Source organism: Kitasatospora sp. NPDC058115, assembly GCF_042884635.1.
Lineage (GTDB): Bacteria > Actinomycetota > Actinomycetes > Streptomycetales > Streptomycetaceae > Kitasatospora.
In genome coordinates, this window is sequence record NZ_JBHVTL010000019.1 from 120284 (window position 1) to 139423 (window position 19140).

Sequence of the window (19140 nt, forward strand, 5' to 3'; positions counted from 1 at the left end):
CCGGGCGCGTCTCGCACGGGCGGCGGACTGACCACCCCACCGGTCCGCCGCCCGTCCCTTTCTGCCACCCTTTTCAGAAGCACCAGCTCCAGGAGTCACGATGCTCCGTTCCGCCCTCCTCGCGGCCTCCCGTTCCTCGCAGGTCCGCACCGTCGTCGAGAAGTTCCCGCCGACCCACGCGATAGTCGAGCGGTTCGTCGCCGGCGAGGCCCTCGACGACGCCGTCACCGCCTGCGACGACCTGGTCGCCACCGGCCGCAAGGTCACCCTGGACCACCTCGGCGAGGACACCCGCGACGCCGCCCAGGCCGCCGGCACCGCCGAGGCCTACGAGTACCTGCTCAAGGCGCTCAAGGAGACCGGCCTGGCCGCCGGCGCCGAGGTCTCGGTCAAGCTCTCGGCCGTCGGCCAGTTCCTCCCGGCGGACGGCGAGAAGATCGCGCTGGAGAACGCCCGCCGGATCTGCGAGGCGGCCGCCGACGCCGGCACCACGGTGACCCTCGACATGGAGGACCACACCACCACCGACTCCACCCTCGCGATCGCCCGCGAGCTGCGCGAGGACTTCCCCTGGCTGGGCGTCGTCCTCCAGGCCTACCTGCGCCGCACCGAGGACGACTGCCGCGAGTTCTCCGGCGCCGGTTCGCGCGTGCGCCTGTGCAAGGGCGCCTACAAGGAGCCCGAGTCGGTCGCCTTCCAGGGCAAGCACGAGGTCGACCTCGCGTACGTCCGCGCGCTCAAGGTCCTGATGGCCGGCGAGGGCTACCCGATGATCGCCTCGCACGACCCCAACATGATCAAGATCGCCGGCCAGCTGGCCCAGTGGAACGGCCGCAAGCGCGACTCCTTCGAGTACCAGATGCTCTACGGCATCCGCCCCGAGGAGCAGCTGCGCCTCGCCGGTGAGGGCAACACCATGCGGGTGTACCTCCCGTACGGCCAGGAGTGGTACGGCTACTTCATGCGCCGCCTCGCCGAGCGCCCGGCCAACCTCACCTTCTTCCTGCGCGCGATGGCCACCCGCGGCTGACGCACCCGCAGACCGAACGGCCCGCGCCCTCCCCCCGGAGGGCGCGGGCCGTGCCGCGTTCAGGGCGTCGCGGTGTCGCGGTGTCGCGGCGGAGTCCACCGCGGACGGGCCGCGCCGTGGGATCCTGTCGGCGGTGAACCGAGCTGTCGGCGATGGGAGTTGACGTGGTGGTGAAGCGGTTCGCGGAGTTGTCGACGCCGTTGGTGGCGGACGCGTGCGTGCGGCTGGGTGTGCCGGTGCGGGTGGCACCGGCGGGGGTGCGGGCGGTGGTGCCGGGGAGCCGGGTGGCGGGCCGGGTGCTGCCGGTGCGGCACTACGGGAGCGTGGACGTGTTCCTGGAGGCGTACGGCGCGGCCGGGCCCGGGGACGTGGTGGTGATCGACAACGGCGGACGGACCGACGAGGCCTGCATCGGGGACCTCGCCGTGCTGGAGGCGCGGGCCGCCGGGGCCGCCGGGGTGGTGGTGTGGGGGCTGCACCGGGACACCCCGGAGCTGGTGGAGATCGGGCTGCCGGTGTTCAGCTACGGCGCCCTGCCGCTCGGGCCGCTGCGGCTGGACGGGCGGGAGCCGGAGGCGCTGTCCAGCGCCAGGTTCGGGCCGCACCTGGTGGGCGTCGAGGACGTGGTGTTCGCGGACGCCGACGGCGTGCTGTTCGTGCCCGGCGACCGGTCGGAGGAGGTGCTGGAGGCGGCGGACGGCATCGCCCGCACCGAGCGGGCGCAGGCGGAGCGGATCCGCGCGGGCGACACGCTGCGCCGGCAGACCGACTTCGACGCGTACCTGGAGCGCCGCGCGGTCGATCCCGCGTACAGCTTCCGGCAGCACCTGCGGCGGGTCGGCGGGGCGATCGAGGAGTGAGCGGACGGCCCGCGCCCCCGGTGGAGAACCGGGGGCGCGGGCCGTCGTGCGGGCCGGGTCAGAGCATCGCGGCGGCGGGCTTGACCATGGCGCGGGCGGTCTTGGCGTCGACGTACTCGCCGATCGCGGTCATCACCCACTCGCCCGAGAACTGGCGGACCAGCTTGCACATCACCACACCGGTGCGCGCCTCGGAGTGGGTGAGGTCGAAGCGGACCAGCTCCTGGTTGGTGGCGGCGTCCACCAGGCGGCAGTAGGCGTTCTTGACCTCGGTGAACTTCTGGCCGGAGAAGGAGTTCACGACGAAGACCAGCCCGCAGACCTCCGCCGGCAGGCCGTCGAGGTGGACGGTGATCGACTCGTCGTCGCCGCCGCCCTCGCCGGTCAGGTTGTCGCCGGAGTGGGCGATCGCGCCGTTGAAGATGCCCAGCTTCATGAACCAGGCGGTGTCCAGCTTCTCGCGCTTGGCGTCGAAGGCGAGGCAGGAGGCGTCGAGGTCGATGTTGCGGCCGCGGCCGGCCGGCTCCCAGCCGAGACCCATCCGGACGGCGGAGAGGAACGGCTTGCCGTTCTTCTCCAGCGAGACCGAGCCGCCCTTGGTGAGGCTGACCCGGCCCTTGTCCAGGGTGACCTTCGTGAAGGACGGCGCCGCGGCGGGCGGGGCCGGGGGAGCGGGGGGCATCGGGGGCGCGGACTGCGGCATCGGCGGGGCGGAGGCCATGGCGAGCCGGGGGTCGATCGGGGCCGGGGGCGCCGGCGGAGGGGTGACCGGGGCCGGCGCCGGAGCGGGGGGCGCCGGCGGGGCGAGCGGCGCCGCCCCGGGGGCCGGGGCGGCGGCCGGCTGGTCGTCGACGGTGACGCCGAAGTCGGTGGCGATGCCGGCCAGGCCGTTGGCGTAGCCCTGGCCGACCGCGCGGACCTTCCAGGCGCCGTTGCGCTGGTAGACCTCGACCACGATCAGCGCGGTCTCCCGGCTGAGCGGCGGCGGGGTGAAGGTGACCAGCACCGCGCCGGTGGCGGCGTCCCGGACGGTCGCGGTCGGCTCGATGCCCGCGAAGGTGGCGCCGGCCTCGTCGGGGCTGGCGGTGACCACGATCTTGGTGATCCCGGCCGGGACGGCCGTGGTGTCGACGATGATCGCGTCCGGAACCCCGGCGGAGGCCGGGCGGTGGGTCACCCCCGGCCCGTTCGGGGCGTTGTAGAAGACGAAGTCGTCGTCCGAGCGGACCTTTCCGGCGTCGGTCAGCAGCAGGCCCGAAACGTCCAGCGCCTTGGGCGCGGTGACCTCGACGGTCACCCGCGCGGCGGTCAGCGGGGCGTTGCCGCCTTGGGTCAGGACCGTGGACACGAACTCCTCCTGGGATGGGGTGGTACGGCGCCGGCCCCGGCGGTGGGGCGGCTGTGCCGGCTGGCGACCACAGTAACGAACGAGCCCGGCCGGATGAGCCCGAACGGGGCGCTGACCTGTCGGGTTGCCGGGCCCGGCCGGAGCGGCTCAGCCGGCCGGGGCGGCGGCGTGCGGCGCCGGTGCGGGCACCGGTACCGGAGCCGGCGCGGCGAAGGCGCCCAGGGCGGCGACGGCGCGCGGCCGGCCGATGCCGAAGGCGCTGGCGCTCCAGGACTCGGGGCTGCGCCGTGCGGTGGCGTGCCGCTCGGCGGTCCGCCGGTCGGTGCTCCGGGGCGGGGCGGCGGTGGCCGGGCGGGCGGCGTGCCCGGCGGGCCGGGTGCCGCGCACGGTGAAGGTGTAGCGGCCGGCGCGGACGTCGGTGCCGGGCGGGGTGGTGAAGCGGTAGACCACCGCGCCGTGGTCCTGATGGCTGGTGACCACGGCCCCGGCGAGGTCGGTCCAGGCGGCGCCGGTCCCGGGGGCCGCCGTGCCGGGGGCGAGGCGGATCTCGGCCTGCAGCGCGGTGAGCGGCTCGGTGACGGTCAGGGCGAGGACGTGCCGGGTGCCGTCGCGGCCCAGCGACTGGACCGCGGCCGTACCGGCGAGCGCCTGGTCGTCGCCCTCTTCCGGGGCGCCGGCCGGGCGGCCCGCCCCGGTGCCGTCGGTGCCGTCGCTGCCGACGGTGGCGCCGTCGGCCGTGCCGAGGATCCCGCCGGTCCACTCGCGCGAGGAGGGGGAGGGGACGAACGGCCGGGGCGCGCTCGGCGACGGGGAGGGCACGGGCTTGGAGGGGGACGGCGAGGGCGACGGGGACGCTCCGGACGGCGCCGGGTCCTCGCCGGGCCGGCGGGCGGTCTGCGCGCCGGTGCCGTCGGTCGCGAACGGCTCGTCGGCGGACTGCGAACCGTCCGTCAGCTCGTCGGCCAGGCTCCCCTGACTGCCGCCGGGGCCGGTCCCGTCCTCCTGGGGCCCGGCGGTGACGCCGTGTCGGGGCGCCCGGCCGTCGGCGAGCGGGGCGGTGGAGGGGCCGCCGCCGGGGTGGGGCGCGGGCGGGGTGGAGGCGCGCGGACCGGGCACGGTGCCGGGGGCGCGGGTGCCCGGCGCCGGGGTGCCGGACGCTCCGGGGGCGGGCGTGGCCGGGGCGGCCGGGCGGCGGCCGGCCGACGGGCCGGGGCCGGCGGAGTCCTGGCCGGCGAGGGTCCCGGTGCCGGAGGCGGTGCTGCCGCCGGGGCCCGAGGCGGCGTCGGGGGAGGTGCCGGAGCTGGGCGGCGGGGCGCTGGAACCGACCCGGGCGACCCCGGCCCGGCGGCCGACGCCCTGCTGCTCGTTCAGCAGGAAGGTGGTGGCGATGCTGATGCCCACCACGGTGGACATCGCCATCGCGGCGCCGGAGAACCGCAGGGTGGGCAGCCGCAGGCGGCCGCCGAACGGGCCGGGGCGGCCGTGCCGGCCGTGGCGCGTGCGGTCCCGGTCGTGCGCGTACGGTGCGTCCGGCCCGGTGTCGTCGGACAGCTTCACCTGCCCCCTCCCTCCCCTGAAGTCGCCGTTGCGGTCGTCGCATTCTCCCACGTACCGACGGCGGTGCCGCTGGCGCCGGCCCGGGCGGACGGCCCGCCGGACCCCGGCGCGGCCGGCGCGTTCGGGCCGGGCCCGTCGGATCCCCGCCGGGCCGGTCGGAGCCGGTCCCGTCCGCTCCGGTGCGGTACCGGCTGGTCCGGTCCGCTCGGGAGCGTGGTTCGGGGGTCGTCCGGGCGCGGTCCGCCCAGGTCGTCGCGGGGGCGCGCGTGCGGAGTCCGGCCGGATGCGCGCGCGGGCGTGCGCCGGCAGGGGGACGAGCGTAGCAGCGGGGCCCCGGGCGGTGGCCAGTGGCCGGACGGAATTGATCCAATCCGTGGACAACCCTTTGACCAGCGGAAGTTGACGGTCCGTCTGACAAGGCCGGTAAGGGACCACCGGTCGGTGCGGGGATTATTGCAACCCCTTTGCAACCCTTGCCCGCCCCTCGCGCGGTGGAGCACGCTGGTGGACATCCCACGCCGTCCCGGAGAGACCGTCATGCCGCCCGACCCGCTGCCAGCACCCTCCAGTGCCCCCCTCGCCGCTACCCCCACGGGCGGCGATGAGGCAGGCTCCACCGCCGCTCCGGCGGCGGTGGAGGAGGTGCTGACGCTGCGGATCTCGCTGGGCGAGGAGGTGGTCGGAGAGGTCCGTACGCGGTTCCGGTTCGACACCGAGCGCCCGTACGAGGTGCTGCTGACGTTCCACCTGGGGCGGCCGGACGAGGCCGACTGGGTGTTCTCGCGCGAACTGCTGCGCGACGGCCTGCGCTCGTTGAGCGGCCAGGGCGACGTCAAGCTGTGGCCGGCGTACTGCCCGTGCCACGGCTCGACGTTGCACCTGGCGCTCGACTCGCCGCACGGCAGCGCACTGCTGGAGGCCTCCAGGCCGACGGTCCAGGCCTGGCTGGACCGGACGTACGCGCTGGTCTCGGAGGAGGCCGAGCGGTCCTGCGGGCCGACCGACGCCCAGTTGTCCGAACTGCTCGCCGGCGGCCGCTGACCGGGGCCGCCGCCGCCGGGCCGGGGCGGCCGGGCCCTACGCGTTACGCGGGCGGCACGGGGAGGGGTGCGGAACGGGGACGGGCCGGTGCGGAGGCGTCGGCCGCAGGGCGCGGCCCCGGTAACGGCGGAGTGCCGGGCAGCCGGACCGTCCCGTCGGCCAGACCGGTGCGGAGCCTGCGCACGGCGGGCGCCGAGGAGGACGGCAGCAGGTCGTACGGATCCTCCGGGCCGGCCACGCTGACCAGCACCGATTCGGCGAAACGATACGGCCGGTGGGCCAGCAGGCCGCCCAGGTAGCGGCGGAGCCGGGACAGTTCGGCCCGCACCGTCACCGTGCGGCCCGGGTCCCCGAACAGTGCGCCGGCCAGCTGGGCCGCGCTCAGGCCGTCGCGGTCGGTGGCCAGCAGGAGCAGGAGCTCGGCGTGGCGCGGGCTGAGCGCGTGCGACCAGCTGCCGGCCGCGCCGCGCACCGACAGTTCGGGGCTGCCCGGGCGGCGCAGGTCGAGCCGGAGCCTGGCCCCCTCGGCCTGTTCGGCGAGCAGGCCGGCGGTGTTCGCCTCCGGACCGTCGGCGCCGCCCGGCGCGGCCGGGGCGCCGTCCTGCGGCCGGACCGGCCGGACCAGCCAGCCGTCGGCGAGCGGCTCGATCACGCACTCGCCCAGGCTGGGCAGCCAGTGCACGGCCGCTGAGTCCCAGCCCTCGGTGGGCAGCCGCAGCCGGGGCGGTGGCGGCAGTCCCGCCGCGGCGGCCGTCCAGCCCGCCGCGTCCACGACCAGGGCGGGGCCGTTCACCCGGGCCAGCATCGGGGCGGCCAGGGTGCGCAGGTGGTGCAGGGACTCCAGGCGGCGGGCGCGCAGTTCGGTCTCGGCGAGCTTGGCGGCGGTGGCGGTCAGCTGGAGCAGGTAGGGGCGCACCGAGTGGGCCGGGCCGCTGAGGTTGATCGCGCCGATCAGCCGTCCGGTGCCGGGATCGCACACGGGGGCGGCGACGCAGGTCCAGGACTGGTGGCTGCGCAGGTAGTGCTCGGCGGAGTGGACGTGCATCGGGCGCCGGGCGCGCAGGGCGGCGGCTATGCCGTTGGTGCCGACGCGCTCCTCCACCCAGCGGGCGCCGGTGAGGAAGCCGATCCGTTCGGCGCTGCGGCGCAGTCCGCGCTCGCCCTCCTGCCAGAGGATGTGGCCGTCGGCGTCGGTGATCGCGAGGATCAGCGGGGGCTGGTCGGCCTGTTCGACCAGGGTGTCGCGGAGGATCGGCAGCACCGGGTCGAGGCCGCTGCTCCGGCGGAGGTGCTCGATCTCGGCGGGGCCGAGGTGGACGGCGTCGGCGCCGGAGTCCGGGTCGAGGCCGAGGCGGCGCAGGCGCTCCCAGGAGTCGCCGATCTCGGGGCGGGGCTGGAGGAAGGGCGGGTCCTCGGGGGCGGCGGTGTCCCGGTTGGCGCTGCGGGCGGCCGCCTCGGCGAGGGCCCGCTCGTGGATCCTGGCCAGTTCGGCCGCGCTCTGCGGGGTTCGACGTTCGGGCCGTCGGGTCTGCCGTCCGGGCTGCCGCACTCGTGTCGCTCCTCGCCGCCGTTCGAGGGCGCGCCGGGGCCGACGCGCTGACGAAAGAGTACGGGCGCCACCGGTTCCTGGGGATGGTGTCTGCCAACTCGGAATACCAGACGGTACAAGAGTGGTCATGCCAAGGAATTCCGATGCTTCCGCCCTAGCGGACCGGGGGTTGCCGCTGGGCGGACTCGACGCTGTGGTGGAGGTCGGTGGTGGCATCGAGGCTGGTCGCGGCGGTGAGGGCGAGGCAGCCGGCCAGGGCCGCGGCGGCGATCCGGCGGGCGGCGGCGGACCCCGCGGGGCGCGGGTGGAGCAGGGCGGCGACCCGGCGGGGGACCGGTCCGCCGTGGGCCGCCGGGGCGTGCCGGGGGCGGCCCGGCCGGGGGGAGCGCCCGGCGGCGAGGGCGGCCCGGCCGACCGCGCGGGCGGTCACCGCGCGGTCGCCGACCCGGGCGGCGGCGGCCTCGTCGGCCCAGCGCTCCAGGTGGTAGCCGAGCGGTGCGCGCAGCGCCCGCAGGGCCGGGTGGGCGGTGGCCGCGTGGGCGGCGAGGGCGAGGAAGAGGTGGTGGCGGGCGGTCAGGTGGGTGCGCTCGTGGGCGAGCAGCGCCGCGCGTTCGCGGGCGTCCAGGGCCCGGAGCATGCCGGTGGTGACCACGATCCGGCCGGGTTCGGCGGGGCGGCCCGGGCGGCGGGGGCGGCCGGGCAGGGCGAAGGCGTCGGCGCGTTCGTCGGGCAGGACGGTGAGCTCGGTGGCGGGCGGGGTGGTGAGCCGTCGCCTGGCGCGCTGGGTCCACGGGGTGCGCGCCCGGCGCATGGATGCGCGCGAGGGGCGCGTGTCCGGATGCCGGTCGTGCGGGCCGGTTGTCCGGACGGTGGCGCCGGTGGTGGCGCGGGTCGCGGCGGTCTCGGAGCCGGCTCCGGCGTCGCTTCCGGTGGCGGCGTCGACGGCGCTGCGGGCGGCGTCCAGGTCGCGCCGGTGGTGCCGGGCGGTGCGCAGCGCGAGGGCGGCGAGGACGGCGAGTGCCAGGGCGGCCGGCAGGGCCGCCGCGGCCGGGGTGCCCGGCGTCCCGGCGGCGAGCCAGCGGGGGGAGAGGTGGCCGAGGGCGGCGACCGGCGGCAGCCGGAGCAGCCCGGCCGCGGTGAGCAGGCCGAGCGAGCAGAGCGTGCCGCCCGCGAGCACGGCGGCCGTGGCGGCCAGCGTCCACGCGGCGGCGCGCGGCGGCAGCGCCTCGGCGAGCCGGCGGGCGGGCAGGACGGCGAGGAAGGGCAGCAGCAGCGGGGCCCAGACCGCGACGGTCACCGGGGGGCGTCCTCGTCGCCGAGCAGGTCGCGCAGCAGGCGCTCGTCCTCCGCCGAGAGGTCGGAGACGAACCGGGCGAGCACGGTCGAGCGGTCGCTCTCCCGGCCCAGTTCGGCGTGCATCCGGCGGGCGGCCAGCCCGGCCGGGTCGGCGACGGCCGGGGTGTAGGCGTAGCCGCGGCCGGCCCGGGTGCGGTGCACCGTCCCCTTGTCGTGCAGCCGGGCGAGGATCGTGGCGACGGTGGTGCGGGCCAGGCCGTCGCCGAGGGCGCCCTGGATGTCCTGCGGCGTCAGCGGCCGGTCCGCGGCCCAGAGGGCGGCGAGCACCTCGGCCTCCAGCTCCCCGGCGGGCCGGCGGGCGGACGGTACGTCGGACATGGCGGGGGTTCCTCCAGTTATCGTCTACAGTCATGTAGACCGTCTACGTGATTGTAGACAGTCGGGCGCGCCCTGCGGTGCCGCCCACCAACGTACGGGAGGTCCGTCGGCCTTGCTCGATCCGTCCGCCGCCTCGGCGCTCGTCACCCCGCTGGCCAGCGGGAACGCCCTCGCGGTCAATCCGCTGGACGCCTCGTCGCTGCTCGCCGCCTTCGGCGCGCTCGGCATCGCGGTCGTCCTGTTCGCCGAGACCGGGCTGCTGGTCGGCTTCTTCCTGCCCGGCGACTCGCTGCTCTTCACGGCCGGCCTGCTCTGCGTCCCCGGGGCGACGAAGGGGCCGCAGCTGGAGCTCGTCCAGGTGCTGCCCGCCGCCCTGGTCGGGGCGCTGGCCGGCGCCCAGGCCGGCTATCTGCTCGGACGGCGCGGCGGGCGCGCGCTGCTGCGCCGGTCACGGCGGCGCAGCCTGCGGGAGGGGGTGGTGCGGGCCGAGGAACTGCTCGCGCGCTACGGGCACGGCAGGGCGATCGTGCTGGCGCGGTTCGTCCCGGTGGTCCGGACGGTGCTGAATCCGCTCTGCGGCGTGCTCGACGTGCCGGTCCGCTCGTTCACCTTCTGGCAGGTGGCGGGCGGCGCGCTGTGGACCGTCGGGGTGGTGCTCGCCGGGTACGCGCTCGGGTCGTCCGTGCCCAGTATCGACCGTTATCTGCTACCTGTCATCGGTCTGGTAGTAGTTGTCTCCATGCTCCCGATTGTTCTGGAATTGTTCCGCGCCCGGCGGGCCCGCCGTCACGGCGGTGACGCCCGGTGACGGCGGCCCGCGAGCTGCTCGCCGTGTACGACGGCAGCGGCATCGACGGCGGCCTGTACCGCCGGGTGGTCGGCTGGGCGGACGCCGCGCCGCACTGGTTCAACCGGCTGGCCGAGCTGTGGTCACTGCTCGGCCTCGGCCTGTTCGCGCTGCTGATGCTCGCCGCCTGGTGGCGGGCGCGCGGCGCCGCTCCGGCGGTGATGGCGCGGGTGCTGGCCTCGCCGCTGGTCGTGCTCGCCGCCTACGCGGTGAACTCCGGGTTCAAGGGGCTGGTGGAGGAGGTCCGCCCGTGTGCCCAGCTGCGGGTGCGCGACACCCTGGAGGCCTGCCCGGGCCCGGGTGACTGGTCCTTCCCGAGCAACCACACGGTGATCGCCGTCGCGGCCGCCGCCGCGCTCTGGTTCGCCGACCGCAGGATCGGCGCGGTGGCCGCGGTGGCCGCCGTGCTGATGGGCGCCTCCCGGGTCTGGGTCGGGGTGCACTACCCGCACGACGTGCTGGCCGGCGCGCTGGTCGGCCTCGTGGTGGCCGTCCCGCTCGCGCTGGCGGCGGGCGCGGCCGGACCACTGGTGGAGCGGAACCGGTCCGGGCCGCTGCGGCCGCTGCTCGGCGCGGGTCCGGGGGCGGTGGCGGACCGGGCGGGCCGGCCGGTCGGCGCGCGGCGGGACTGACCGGGGCGCCGGTTCCGGGCCGGGCGCCGTCCCGGGCCTTGTGTGCCCGGGGTGGCGGGGAGAGCATGTGAGCCGGGCGCGGCCGCCCCCGAGGGGCGCACCCGCCCGGCTCAGTCGTGCCAGGGCGCCGCGCGCGCCGGGCGTGCCAGTGGAGGGAAGTGCTGCCCATGCCGTACCGACTCGACATCACCCAGGGGGACTGGCCGGCCGAGGAGCTCGGCAAGGGCGTCGAGGGGTTGCTGGCCGAGGCGATGGTGCTCACCCTCGCGACCGCGGGCCACGAGCACGGCCCGCACGCCAACCTCGCCTTCTTCGCGTACGACGACGACCTCGTCCTCTACTTCGTCAGCGAGCGCGCCACCCGGCACAGCCACCACCTGGCCGAGGAGGCCCGGGCGGCGGCCACGGTGTTCCTGCCGCCGCCGGTCTTCGGCGAGCAGTTGCGCGGCCTGCAGCTGACCGGCAGCGCGGGCGAGGCCTGGGGGCGCCAGGCGGAGGCGGCGCTGGCCGCCTACCAGGGGCGCTACCCCGCCTTCGCGCAGGACGACGAGGTCCGGCGGCAGTTCCTGACCGGCGGTGGGGCGGCGGCGCTGTACCGGTTCCAGGTGGAGGAGCTGACGGCGGTCGACGAGCCGAAGTTCGGCCGGCGGCACTACCTGCGGGCGGCCGTGCGGCGCTGAACCGGGCAGGGCGGTCCGGCGGCCCGGGGGCCGCGGCCCGGGGATCCGGTCGAGGTTACCGTCAGGTTGTCTGTACAACTTATCGGTCGGTTCATCTGCGGGCCGCCGCTCGGACGCCCCTCGGTCACCCGGCGGCACCAGTCTGGCCGCATGAGAGTCATCGTCGTAGGAGCGGGCGTGCTGGGCACCATGCACGCCTGGCAGGCCGTCGAGCGCGGTCACGAGGTCGTCCACCTGGAGCGCGAGGCGGAGGCGCGCGGCGCCTCGGTGCGCAACTTCGGCCTGGTCTGGGTCAGCGGCCGGGCCCAGGGCGAGGAGCTGGAGACCGCGGTGCGGGCCCGCGAGCTGTGGGAGCGGATCGGCGGGCAGGTGCCCGGCCTCGGCTTCCGGGCCAACGGATCGCTCACCGCGATCCGCACCGAGGCCGAACTCGCGGTCGCCGAACAGGCGCTGACCCTGCCCGACGCCGAGCTGCGCGGCTACCGGCTGCTCGACCCGGAGCAGACCCGGGCCCTCAACCCGGCCCTGCGCGGCACGCTGCTCGGCGCCCTGCACTGCGAGCGGGACGCCGCCGTCGAGCCGCGCGTCGCCCAGCCCGCGCTGCGCGCCGCGCTGACCGCCACCGGCCGCTACACCTTCCTGCCCGGCCGCGAGGTCCGCGACGTCATCGGCGAGAACGCCGTCCGCGACGACCACGGTGACGTCCACACCGGCGACCTCGTCGTCCTGTGCACCGGCGCCTGGCTGGGCGGCCTGGTCCGCGAGCTGGCGCCCGAGCTGCCGGTGCGCAAGGTGCGGTTGCAGATGATGCAGACCGACCCGCTGGGCGAGACGCTGACCACCTCGGTCGCCGACGGCGACTCCTTCCGCTACTACCCGGCCTTCGCCGGCACCGCCCTGGACCGCCTGCGCGAGGTGCAGCCGCAGCCGCCGGTCGCGGCCGAGCACAAGATGCAGTTGCTGATGGTCCAGCGCCTGGACGGCGGCCTCACCATCGGTGACACCCACGAGTACGACCAGCCGTTCGGCTTCGACGTGGTCGAGGACCCGTACGACCACCTGGTGGGCGTGGTCGAGGACCTGCTCGGCCGCCCGCTGCCCCGGGTCCGCCGCCGCTGGGCCGGCGTGTACGCGCAGTGCGTCGACACCACCCGGGTCGTCCACCGCGAGCGGGTGCGCGACGGCGTCTGGCTGGTCACCGGCCCCGGCGGCCGCGGCATGACCTGCTCGCCCGCCATCGCCGAGACCACGGCGAACCTCGCCAACCTGTAAGCCCGTCAGCCCCGATAGTCCCGTAAGCCCGTCGAAGGAACTGAACATCGTGTCGTACGACATCCGCCTGGTCGTCCTGGACATGGCCGGCACCACCGTGGCCGACGACGGCCTGGTCGAGCGCGCCTTCCAGGCCGCCGCCGGCTCGCTCGGCGTCGAGGCCGGCAGCCCCGAGCACGCCAAGATGCTGGACCACGTCCGCGCCACCATGGGCGAGTCCAAGATCTCCGTCTTCCGCCACCTGTTCGGCGAGGAGGAGAAGGCCCAGCGGGCCAACACCGCCTTCGAGGCCGCCTACCACGACCTCGTCGACGCCGGCCACTGCGAGGCGCTGCCCGGCGCGGCCGAGGCCATCGCCGAACTCCGCGGCCAGGGCCGCAAGGTGGTCCTCACCACCGGCTTCTCCCGGGCGACCCAGGACCGCATCCTGACCGCCCTCGGCTGGGAGTCGATCGCCGACCTCACCCTGTGCCCGGCCGAGGCCGGCCGCGGCCGCCCGTACCCGGACCTCGCGCTCACCGCGCTGCTGCGCACCGGGACCGACGCGGTGCGCCAGATCGCCGTGGCCGGCGACACCGGCTACGACATGCTGACCGGCTCGCGCGCCGGGGCCTCCGTGGTGGCCGGCGTCCTCACCGGCGCCCACGGCGAGGAGCGCCTGCGGACGGACGGGGCGACGCACGTCCTGGCGTCCGTCGCCGAGCTGCCCGCGCTGCTGGCGGGCTGACCCGGGGGCACACCGGGGGGGCACATCGGGGGGCACCGGGCGGGCGCGGCGGGAGGCGCGCCCGCCCGGCCGTCCGTCCGCCTCGTGCGCAGGCTCCGCCCAGGAGCCTTCGCGTGGACCGGATCGCCGCCGCGCCCACGACCCGGGCCGCGCCGGCCCGCCTCCGGGCGGCGGCGCCCGGCCGGAGCATGCTGCCGGAGAACGCCGCCGAGGCGGTGGCCGGCGCGGACGAGCACACCCGGCCGGGGCCGGTGTTCCCGCGAACGGGTGCTGCGTCCTGGAGCCGGAGCGCCCGCCGGCCGTCCGGGCCCCGCACGCGGCGCGGGCGGGCGCCTCACGGGAACGGCGGAACCGGCGGGTTCGTGCGCTTGTGCCCGCCCCCGGGGTCGTCAGACTGGGGGCATGGAGACGATGGTGGCCGTCGCCGGCGGCGAGCTCTGGGCCGAGGACTCGGGCGGGGAGGGGCTGCCGCTGGTCCTGCTCCATCCGGGCGTCGGGGACTCCACCCTCTGGGACCCGGTCCTGCCCGCACTCGCCGCGCGGCACCGGGTGCTCCGCTACGACTGCCGCGGCTACGGCCGTTCGCCCGCGCCCGCCGTCCCGTACTCCCAGCTCGGGGACCTCGTGGCCGTCCTCGACCACTTCCGGCTGGAGCGGGCCGTGCTGGTGGGCAACAGCAACGGCGGGGCCACCTCGATCGACCTGGCCCTGACGGCCCCGGAGCGGGTGGCGGGCCTGGCCCTGCTCGTCCCCGCCGTGAGCGGCTACGACCTCACCGGCGCCGAGCTGTACCGGCAGATGGGCCGGCTGGCCGAGGCCGGCGACCTGGAGGGCATCGTCCGGCTCGGACTGGGCCTGTGGGGGAAGGCCGGCGGCGGCACCCCCGAGGCCGACCCGGTCGGCGCCGCGCACCTGAGGGCCGTGCTGCCGGCCTGGTTCGCCAACATCGGGTACCTGCGGAGCGAACCCGCCGCCTTCGACCGGCTGGGCGGGATCACCGCGCCCACCGTGCTGGCCCTGGGGGAGCTGGACCGGCCGGTGGTCGTGGAGTTCAACGAGCGGACGGCGGCCCGGATCCCCGGTTGCCGGCTGGTGCGGCTCGCCGCCTCCGACCACTACCCGACGCTGCGTGAACCGGAGGCCGTCGCCCGGCTGATCGAGGAGCTGTACGACACCGTGACGTGAGGGGCGCGTCGGCCCGGCGCGACGCCCGGTCGTCGACGAGCGGAAACCTGCGGCCGGATATCCGACATGACCCGGAAACAAAAGCGTCCGGGTATTGCCAGCGTTCACCGGGAACTCCTACAGTCGCACGCATGGCAGCTGGAGAGTTCCTGGCTGCTCGCCGGCACGTCGATTTCGGACGGCTCGCGAGCGCCCTCTGTACCGCCGCTCCGGCGTGAGTCGGCGGCGGCCCCCGGACGGGTGGACGGGGGCCGCCGCAGCACCGCCGGACCTCTCCGGGGTGGCTCGCCCCCGCACCGTTGGTGCAGGTCGGTGACGTGCCCCGGTTCCTTCGCCGCGGATCCCCGGTGAGCCGCCGTGCCCGTGAATGCTGTCCGGGGTGCGGGCGCGGCCGTCGTACGGACCGGTGGGCCGCTTCCCCGTGAATGATTCCGGCGCGCCCGCGCGGGACTTTTCCCGCAGGGCCGCACCCGGAATCACCGAAAAGCATGGAGGGAATTCATGAGCGAGATCGGCGATTCGGAAACGAACGGTTCGCCCCGGGTCGGCCGGCGCGGCTTCCTCGCCGGCGCCGCGGCCGCGGCCGCCACCGCCGCCGCCCCGGTGGCCTTCACCCTGGCGTCCGCGGGCCGGGCCGAGGCGGCCGGTGCCGCCCGCCCCAACATCCTGCTGATCGTCACCGACGACCAGCCCAAGCACACCGAGTGGGCCACCCCGCAGATCGTGGACTGGATCGCCGGCCACGGCGTCCGCTTCACCAACGGCCACGTCACCACGCCGCTCTGCGCGCCCTCGCGGTCCTCGGTGTTCTCCGGCCGCTACGCCCACAACCACGGCGTGCGCAACAACGGCGCCTCGCACAGCCTGGACCAGCACACCACCGTCCAGCGCTACCTCAAGCAGGCCGGCTACCGCACCGGGCTGTTCGGCAAGTACCTCAACTCCTGGGCGGTGGCCGACAACCCGCCGCACTTCGAGGAGTGGGCGCTGCTCCAGCCCGCCTACAACAACGCCACCTGGAACATCGACGGCGACGTCCAGACCCTCACCGGCTACACCACCAACATCATCCGCAACCGCACCCTGGCCTTCCTCGACAAGGCCGCCACCGACACCCGCCCCTGGTTCGCCTACGTCACCCCGTACGCCTCGCACGAGCCCAACGTGCCGGCCCCCAAGTACGCGGACACCGTCGTCCCGCCGTGGAACGGGCGCCCCTCGGTGCCCGAGGCCGACCGCAGCGACAAGCCCGGCTACATCCAGAACGCCACCGCCACCCTCGCCGACGCCCAGGACGTGCGCACCCGCCAGCTGCGCACCCTGCTCTCCGTCGACGACGCCGTGCAGGCGATCCACGACAAGCTGGTGGCGCTGGGCCAGTTGGAGAACACCCTGGTCATCTACCTCGGCGACAACGGCTACACCTGGGCCGACCACGGCTGGCTCAAGAAGTCCGTGCCCTACTCCCCGGCGCACGAGGTGCCGTTCTACCTGTCCTGGCCGGCCGGCGGCCTCGGCGCGGGCACCACCGACCACCGGATCGTCGCCAACATCGACGTCGCCCCGACCATCCTCGACGCCGTCGGCATCACCCCCGACACCCCGCAGGACGGCCACTCGCTGCTCACCACCGCCACCAGGAACCACCTGCTGGTGGAGTGGTGGAAGCAGGGCACGGCGGCGGGCGGCCCGCCCACCTGGTCCTCGTACGTGGCCGCCGGCAAGCAGTACACCGAGTACTACGCGCTGCACACCGACGCCAACGGCACGGTGTCCGGCACGGGCGAGGTGAAGTTCCGCGAGTACTACGACCTGGCGGCCGACCCCTACCAGCTGAGCAACCTGCTGTACCAGGCCACGCCGCAGCAGGAACAGGCGCTCGGCATCCCGGCGCTGGCGGCGCAACTGGCCGCCGACCGGGCCGCCTGACCCTTCCCCCGTGGCCCTGGGGGTGGCGGCCGGCCGCCACCCCCAGGACCCCGACCAGCGAGGAACCCCCGTGTCCAGCACCAAGCCCTGCTGCACCCCCGGCCGTGAGCCCGGCGGGTCCGCCGCGCACACGATCGCGGCCCCCGTCGCCGTCGCCGCCCCCGCCTCCCGGGTGGCCCGGCAGCTCACCGGTCTGCCCGGCGGGCGCTTCCTGATGGGCACCGACGACCGGCAGGGCTACCCCGAGGATGGCGAAGGGCCGGTGCGCGCCGTCGAGTTGAGCCCGTTCCGGATCGCGCCGACCACGGTGACCAACGCCGCCTTCGCGACCTTCGTCAAGGCCACCGGCCACCGCACCGAGGCCGAGACCTTCGGCTTCTCCTACGTGTTCGACGGCTTCCTGCCGGACCGGCTGGCGGCCGCCTCCCCGCAGGTGGCCGCCGTGCCGTGGTGGCGGGCGGTCGCCGGGGCGAGCTGGCGGGCGCCCGAGGGGCCGGGCTCCTCGGTCACCACCCGCCAGAACCACCCCGTGGTGCACGTCTCCTGGAACGACGCGCAGGCGTACTGCGCCTGGTCGGGCACCCGGCTGCCCACCGAGGCCGAGTGGGAGTACGCGGCCCGGGGCGGCCTGGAGCAGGCGCGCTACCCGTGGGGCGACGAACTCGCGCCGGGCGGGCGGTACGCGTGCAACATCTGGCGGGGCGTCTTCCCCACCGTGAACACGGCGGCGGACGGTCACCGGGGGACGGCCCCGGTGACCGCCTTCCGGCCCAACGGCTTCGGGCTGTACAACACCGTCGGCAACGTGTGGGAGTGGTGCGCGGACTGGTTCAGCCCGGACTTCCACCGCACCGGCCCGCGCCACGACCCGTCCGGTCCGCCCGACGGCACGGCGCGGGCGATGCGCGGCGGCTCGCACATGTGCCACGCCTCCTACTGCAACCGCTACCGGGTGGCGGCGCGCAGCTCCAACACGCCGGACAGCTCGGCCGGGAACATCGGCTTCCGGGTGGCGGCCGACGCCGTCGCTTGACCTTGACACGGTGAGAAGGTCTTGGCTGGGGCCCAGGAGGTGGTCCCGATGACCGTGCCGCAGGAGAAGACGACCACGATGCGGGCGTTCGGTGCGCTGGCGCACGCCGATGCCTCGGTCCGGCTGCAGGCCGCGCTGGCGGTCGGCACCGCGCCGGACCCGGCGTTCGTCGGCGGGCTCGTCGAGCGGTGCGCGGTGGAACCCGAGTTCTCCGTGCGGGAGATGCTGACCTGGGCGCTCACCCGCCACGCGCCGTCGGTGACGGTCCCGCGGCTGGTCGGGGAACTGCGCTCGGACCGGGCCCGGGCGCGCGGCCAGGCCCTGCACACGCTGTCCAAGATCGGGGACCGGCGCGCCTGGCCCGCGATCACCCCGGCCCTGCTCGCCGACGCCGACGACGAGGTGGCCCGGACCGCCTGGCGGACCGCGGTCGTCCTCGCGCCCGCGTGTGAGAGGCCGCGGCTGGCCGTAGAGTTGGCGAAACACCTCGGTCGCGGCGACCGGGCGACGCAGCTGAGCCTCAGCCGGGCGCTGATCGCGCTCGGGGAGGCGGTGCGGCCGGCCCTGGAGGCCGCCACGACGGCTCCCGACCCCCGGGTGCGCACGCACGCGCTGGCCACCGAACAGCTGTGGCAGGACCCGGAGGCCGGCTTCGAGCTCGCGATCGAGGAGGCGAAGCGCGTCGTGGCCCTCGGCGGGGAAGGACGGTAGCCGGTGCTGATCGGTGAGGTCGCGCGACGGTCCGGGGTCAGCGCCCGCATGCTCCGGCACTACGAGGCGCTCGGCCTGGTGCGGCCGACGGGGCGCACCGACGGCGGCTACCGGGAGTACGCGGACGAGGACGTCCGGCGGATCTTCCACGTGGAGAGCCTGCGCTCGCTGGGGCTGTCGCTGCGCGACGTCGGACGGGCGCTCGACGACCCCGGCTTCGCGCCCGGCGCACTCGTCGACGACCTCATCCGCGAGACCCGGCGGCGGATCGCGGCGGAGACGGAACTGCTCACCCGCCTGCGCCGGATCGACGCCGCCGGACCGGCCGGCTGGGAGGACGTCCTCCAGGCCGTCGCGCTGCTCCAGGCGCTGGGGTCGACGAGCCCCAGGACGCGCCAGCGCGCCGCCCTGGCGGCCGGCGAGGACGCCCCGGTGCCGGTGGAGGCGCTGGTCGAGGCGGTGCTGGCGGAGCGGGACGCGGTCGTCGCCGGGGCCCTGCGCTGGGCGCTGGCGCAGGCCGGGGAGGAGGCGGCGGCGCCGCTGGCGAAGGGGCTCGACGCGCCCTCGGCGCGGGTGCGCGAGCGCGCCGTCCGCTCGCTCGCCGAACTGCCGGAGCCCGCCGCCACCGCCCTGCTGCGCGACGCCCTCGACCACGCCGACCCGGTGGTCCGCCGCCATGCGGCGCTGGCGCTCGGCGCGCGCGGAGCGGGCGACGCGGTCCCGTCGCTCGTCGAGCTGATCGTCGAGGGGGCGAACGACGCGGACGCGGCCGACTCCCTGGGTGCGCTGGCGGCCGAGCCCGCGTCGGCGGACCGGATCGCGGCCGCCCTCGTCGACCGCCTGACCTCGGCCGCCGGGCAGCCGGCCGCCCGCCGCCGGCTGACCCAGGCCCTGGTGGACATCCCGGGCCCCGCGGCCACCGCCGCCCTCACCACGCTGTCCCGCGACGAGGACCGCGCCGTCGCCCTCACCGCCGCCTACGGCCTCCGGCTGCGGGGGTGATCCGGGGCCCCGGTGGTCGCCGCGTCCGTCGGCCGCCCGGCCCCGTGGCCGTCGTGGAGCCGC

18 protein-coding genes are annotated in these 19140 nt (G+C 76.2%); 13 read left to right on the plus strand and 5 right to left on the minus strand.

The window, feature by feature from the left end:
• Positions 1-100: 100 nt before the first annotated feature.
• Both ACFVVL_RS21135 and ACFVVL_RS21140 read left to right on the plus strand, forming a co-directional pair.
• Positions 101-1030, plus strand: coding sequence for a proline dehydrogenase family protein (locus tag ACFVVL_RS21135; RefSeq protein WP_387677365.1), 930 nt, complete (start codon positions 101-103; stop codon positions 1028-1030).
• A 152-nt stretch (positions 1031-1182) separates the two neighbouring features.
• Positions 1183-1890 (plus strand): RraA family protein, encoded by a 708-nt coding sequence (locus tag ACFVVL_RS21140; RefSeq protein WP_387677367.1) that lies wholly within the window; start codon positions 1183-1185, stop codon positions 1888-1890.
• Between the two features lie 58 nt (positions 1891-1948).
• Here ACFVVL_RS21140 and ACFVVL_RS21145 read toward each other — a convergent pair whose 3' ends face one another.
• Complete coding sequence (locus ACFVVL_RS21145) at positions 1949-3238, minus strand: TerD family protein (protein WP_387677370.1); 1290 nt, start codon at positions 3236-3238, stop codon at positions 1949-1951.
• A gap of 147 nt (positions 3239-3385) precedes the next feature.
• Entirely contained in the window at positions 3386-4795 is a 1410-nt protein-coding gene (locus ACFVVL_RS21150) for a hypothetical protein (protein ID WP_387677372.1), read from the minus strand.
• Between the two features lie 504 nt (positions 4796-5299).
• Here ACFVVL_RS21150 and ACFVVL_RS21155 point away from each other — a divergent pair.
• A complete protein-coding gene (locus tag ACFVVL_RS21155) occupies positions 5300-5836 on the plus strand; it encodes an SsgA family sporulation/cell division regulator (RefSeq protein ID WP_380298361.1) in 537 nt (178 codons plus the stop codon).
• 43 nt (positions 5837-5879) lie between these two features.
• On the opposite strand, the gene ACFVVL_RS21160 is transcribed toward ACFVVL_RS21155, so the two are convergent.
• The 3 genes from ACFVVL_RS21160 to ACFVVL_RS21170 form a co-directional block, all read right to left on the minus strand.
• The gene (locus ACFVVL_RS21160) at positions 5880-7385 is read right to left on the minus strand and encodes a GAF domain-containing protein (protein ID WP_387677375.1); all 1506 of its coding nucleotides are present in this window, start codon (positions 7383-7385) and stop codon (positions 5880-5882) included.
• 154 nt (positions 7386-7539) lie between these two features.
• Complete coding sequence (locus ACFVVL_RS21165) at positions 7540-8682, minus strand: M48 family metalloprotease (RefSeq protein ID WP_387677378.1); 1143 nt, start codon at positions 8680-8682, stop codon at positions 7540-7542.
• Complete coding sequence (locus tag ACFVVL_RS21170; RefSeq protein WP_387677381.1) at positions 8679-9059, minus strand: BlaI/MecI/CopY family transcriptional regulator; 381 nt, start codon at positions 9057-9059, stop codon at positions 8679-8681. The genes ACFVVL_RS21165 and ACFVVL_RS21170 overlap by 4 nt, the downstream gene beginning before the upstream one ends.
• Positions 9060-9171: 112 nt before the next feature.
• Here ACFVVL_RS21170 and ACFVVL_RS21175 point away from each other — a divergent pair, with 112 nt between their 5' ends.
• The 10 genes from ACFVVL_RS21175 (at position 9172) to ACFVVL_RS21220 (ending at position 19077) form a co-directional block, all read left to right on the plus strand.
• Positions 9172-9867: a DedA family protein gene (locus ACFVVL_RS21175; protein WP_380295510.1), complete on the plus strand. Its 696-nt coding sequence runs from the start codon at positions 9172-9174 to the stop codon at positions 9865-9867.
• Positions 9864-10538, plus strand: coding sequence for a phosphatase PAP2 family protein (locus ACFVVL_RS21180; RefSeq protein ID WP_380295509.1), 675 nt, complete (start codon positions 9864-9866; stop codon positions 10536-10538). The genes ACFVVL_RS21175 and ACFVVL_RS21180 overlap by 4 nt, the downstream gene beginning before the upstream one ends.
• A 167-nt stretch (positions 10539-10705) precedes the next feature.
• Positions 10706-11218 (plus strand): pyridoxamine 5'-phosphate oxidase family protein, encoded by a 513-nt coding sequence (locus ACFVVL_RS21185; RefSeq protein ID WP_376088525.1) that lies wholly within the window; start codon positions 10706-10708, stop codon positions 11216-11218.
• Positions 11219-11368: 150 nt separating this feature from the next.
• Complete coding sequence (locus ACFVVL_RS21190; RefSeq protein WP_387677385.1) at positions 11369-12490, plus strand: TIGR03364 family FAD-dependent oxidoreductase; 1122 nt, start codon at positions 11369-11371, stop codon at positions 12488-12490.
• 40 nt (positions 12491-12530) lie between these two features.
• The gene (locus ACFVVL_RS21195) at positions 12531-13217 is read left to right on the plus strand and encodes a phosphonatase-like hydrolase (protein WP_387677541.1); all 687 of its coding nucleotides are present in this window, start codon (positions 12531-12533) and stop codon (positions 13215-13217) included.
• Positions 13218-13619: 402 nt separating this feature from the next.
• Positions 13620-14402, plus strand: coding sequence for an alpha/beta fold hydrolase (locus ACFVVL_RS21200; RefSeq protein WP_387677388.1), 783 nt, complete (start codon positions 13620-13622; stop codon positions 14400-14402).
• A gap of 501 nt (positions 14403-14903) precedes the next feature.
• On the plus strand, positions 14904-16331 hold the full coding sequence (locus tag ACFVVL_RS21205) for a sulfatase (protein WP_387677391.1): 1428 nt from the start codon (positions 14904-14906) through the stop codon (positions 16329-16331).
• 70 nt (positions 16332-16401) lie between these two features.
• A complete protein-coding gene (locus ACFVVL_RS21210; RefSeq protein ID WP_387677394.1) occupies positions 16402-17364 on the plus strand; it encodes a formylglycine-generating enzyme family protein in 963 nt (320 codons plus the stop codon).
• Positions 17365-17412: 48 nt separating this feature from the next.
• The gene (locus ACFVVL_RS21215) at positions 17413-18075 is read left to right on the plus strand and encodes a HEAT repeat domain-containing protein (RefSeq protein WP_387677397.1); all 663 of its coding nucleotides are present in this window, start codon (positions 17413-17415) and stop codon (positions 18073-18075) included.
• A 3-nt stretch (positions 18076-18078) separates the two neighbouring features.
• On the plus strand, positions 18079-19077 hold the full coding sequence (locus tag ACFVVL_RS21220) for a HEAT repeat domain-containing protein (RefSeq protein WP_387677400.1): 999 nt from the start codon (positions 18079-18081) through the stop codon (positions 19075-19077).
• Positions 19078-19140 lie beyond the last annotated feature (63 nt).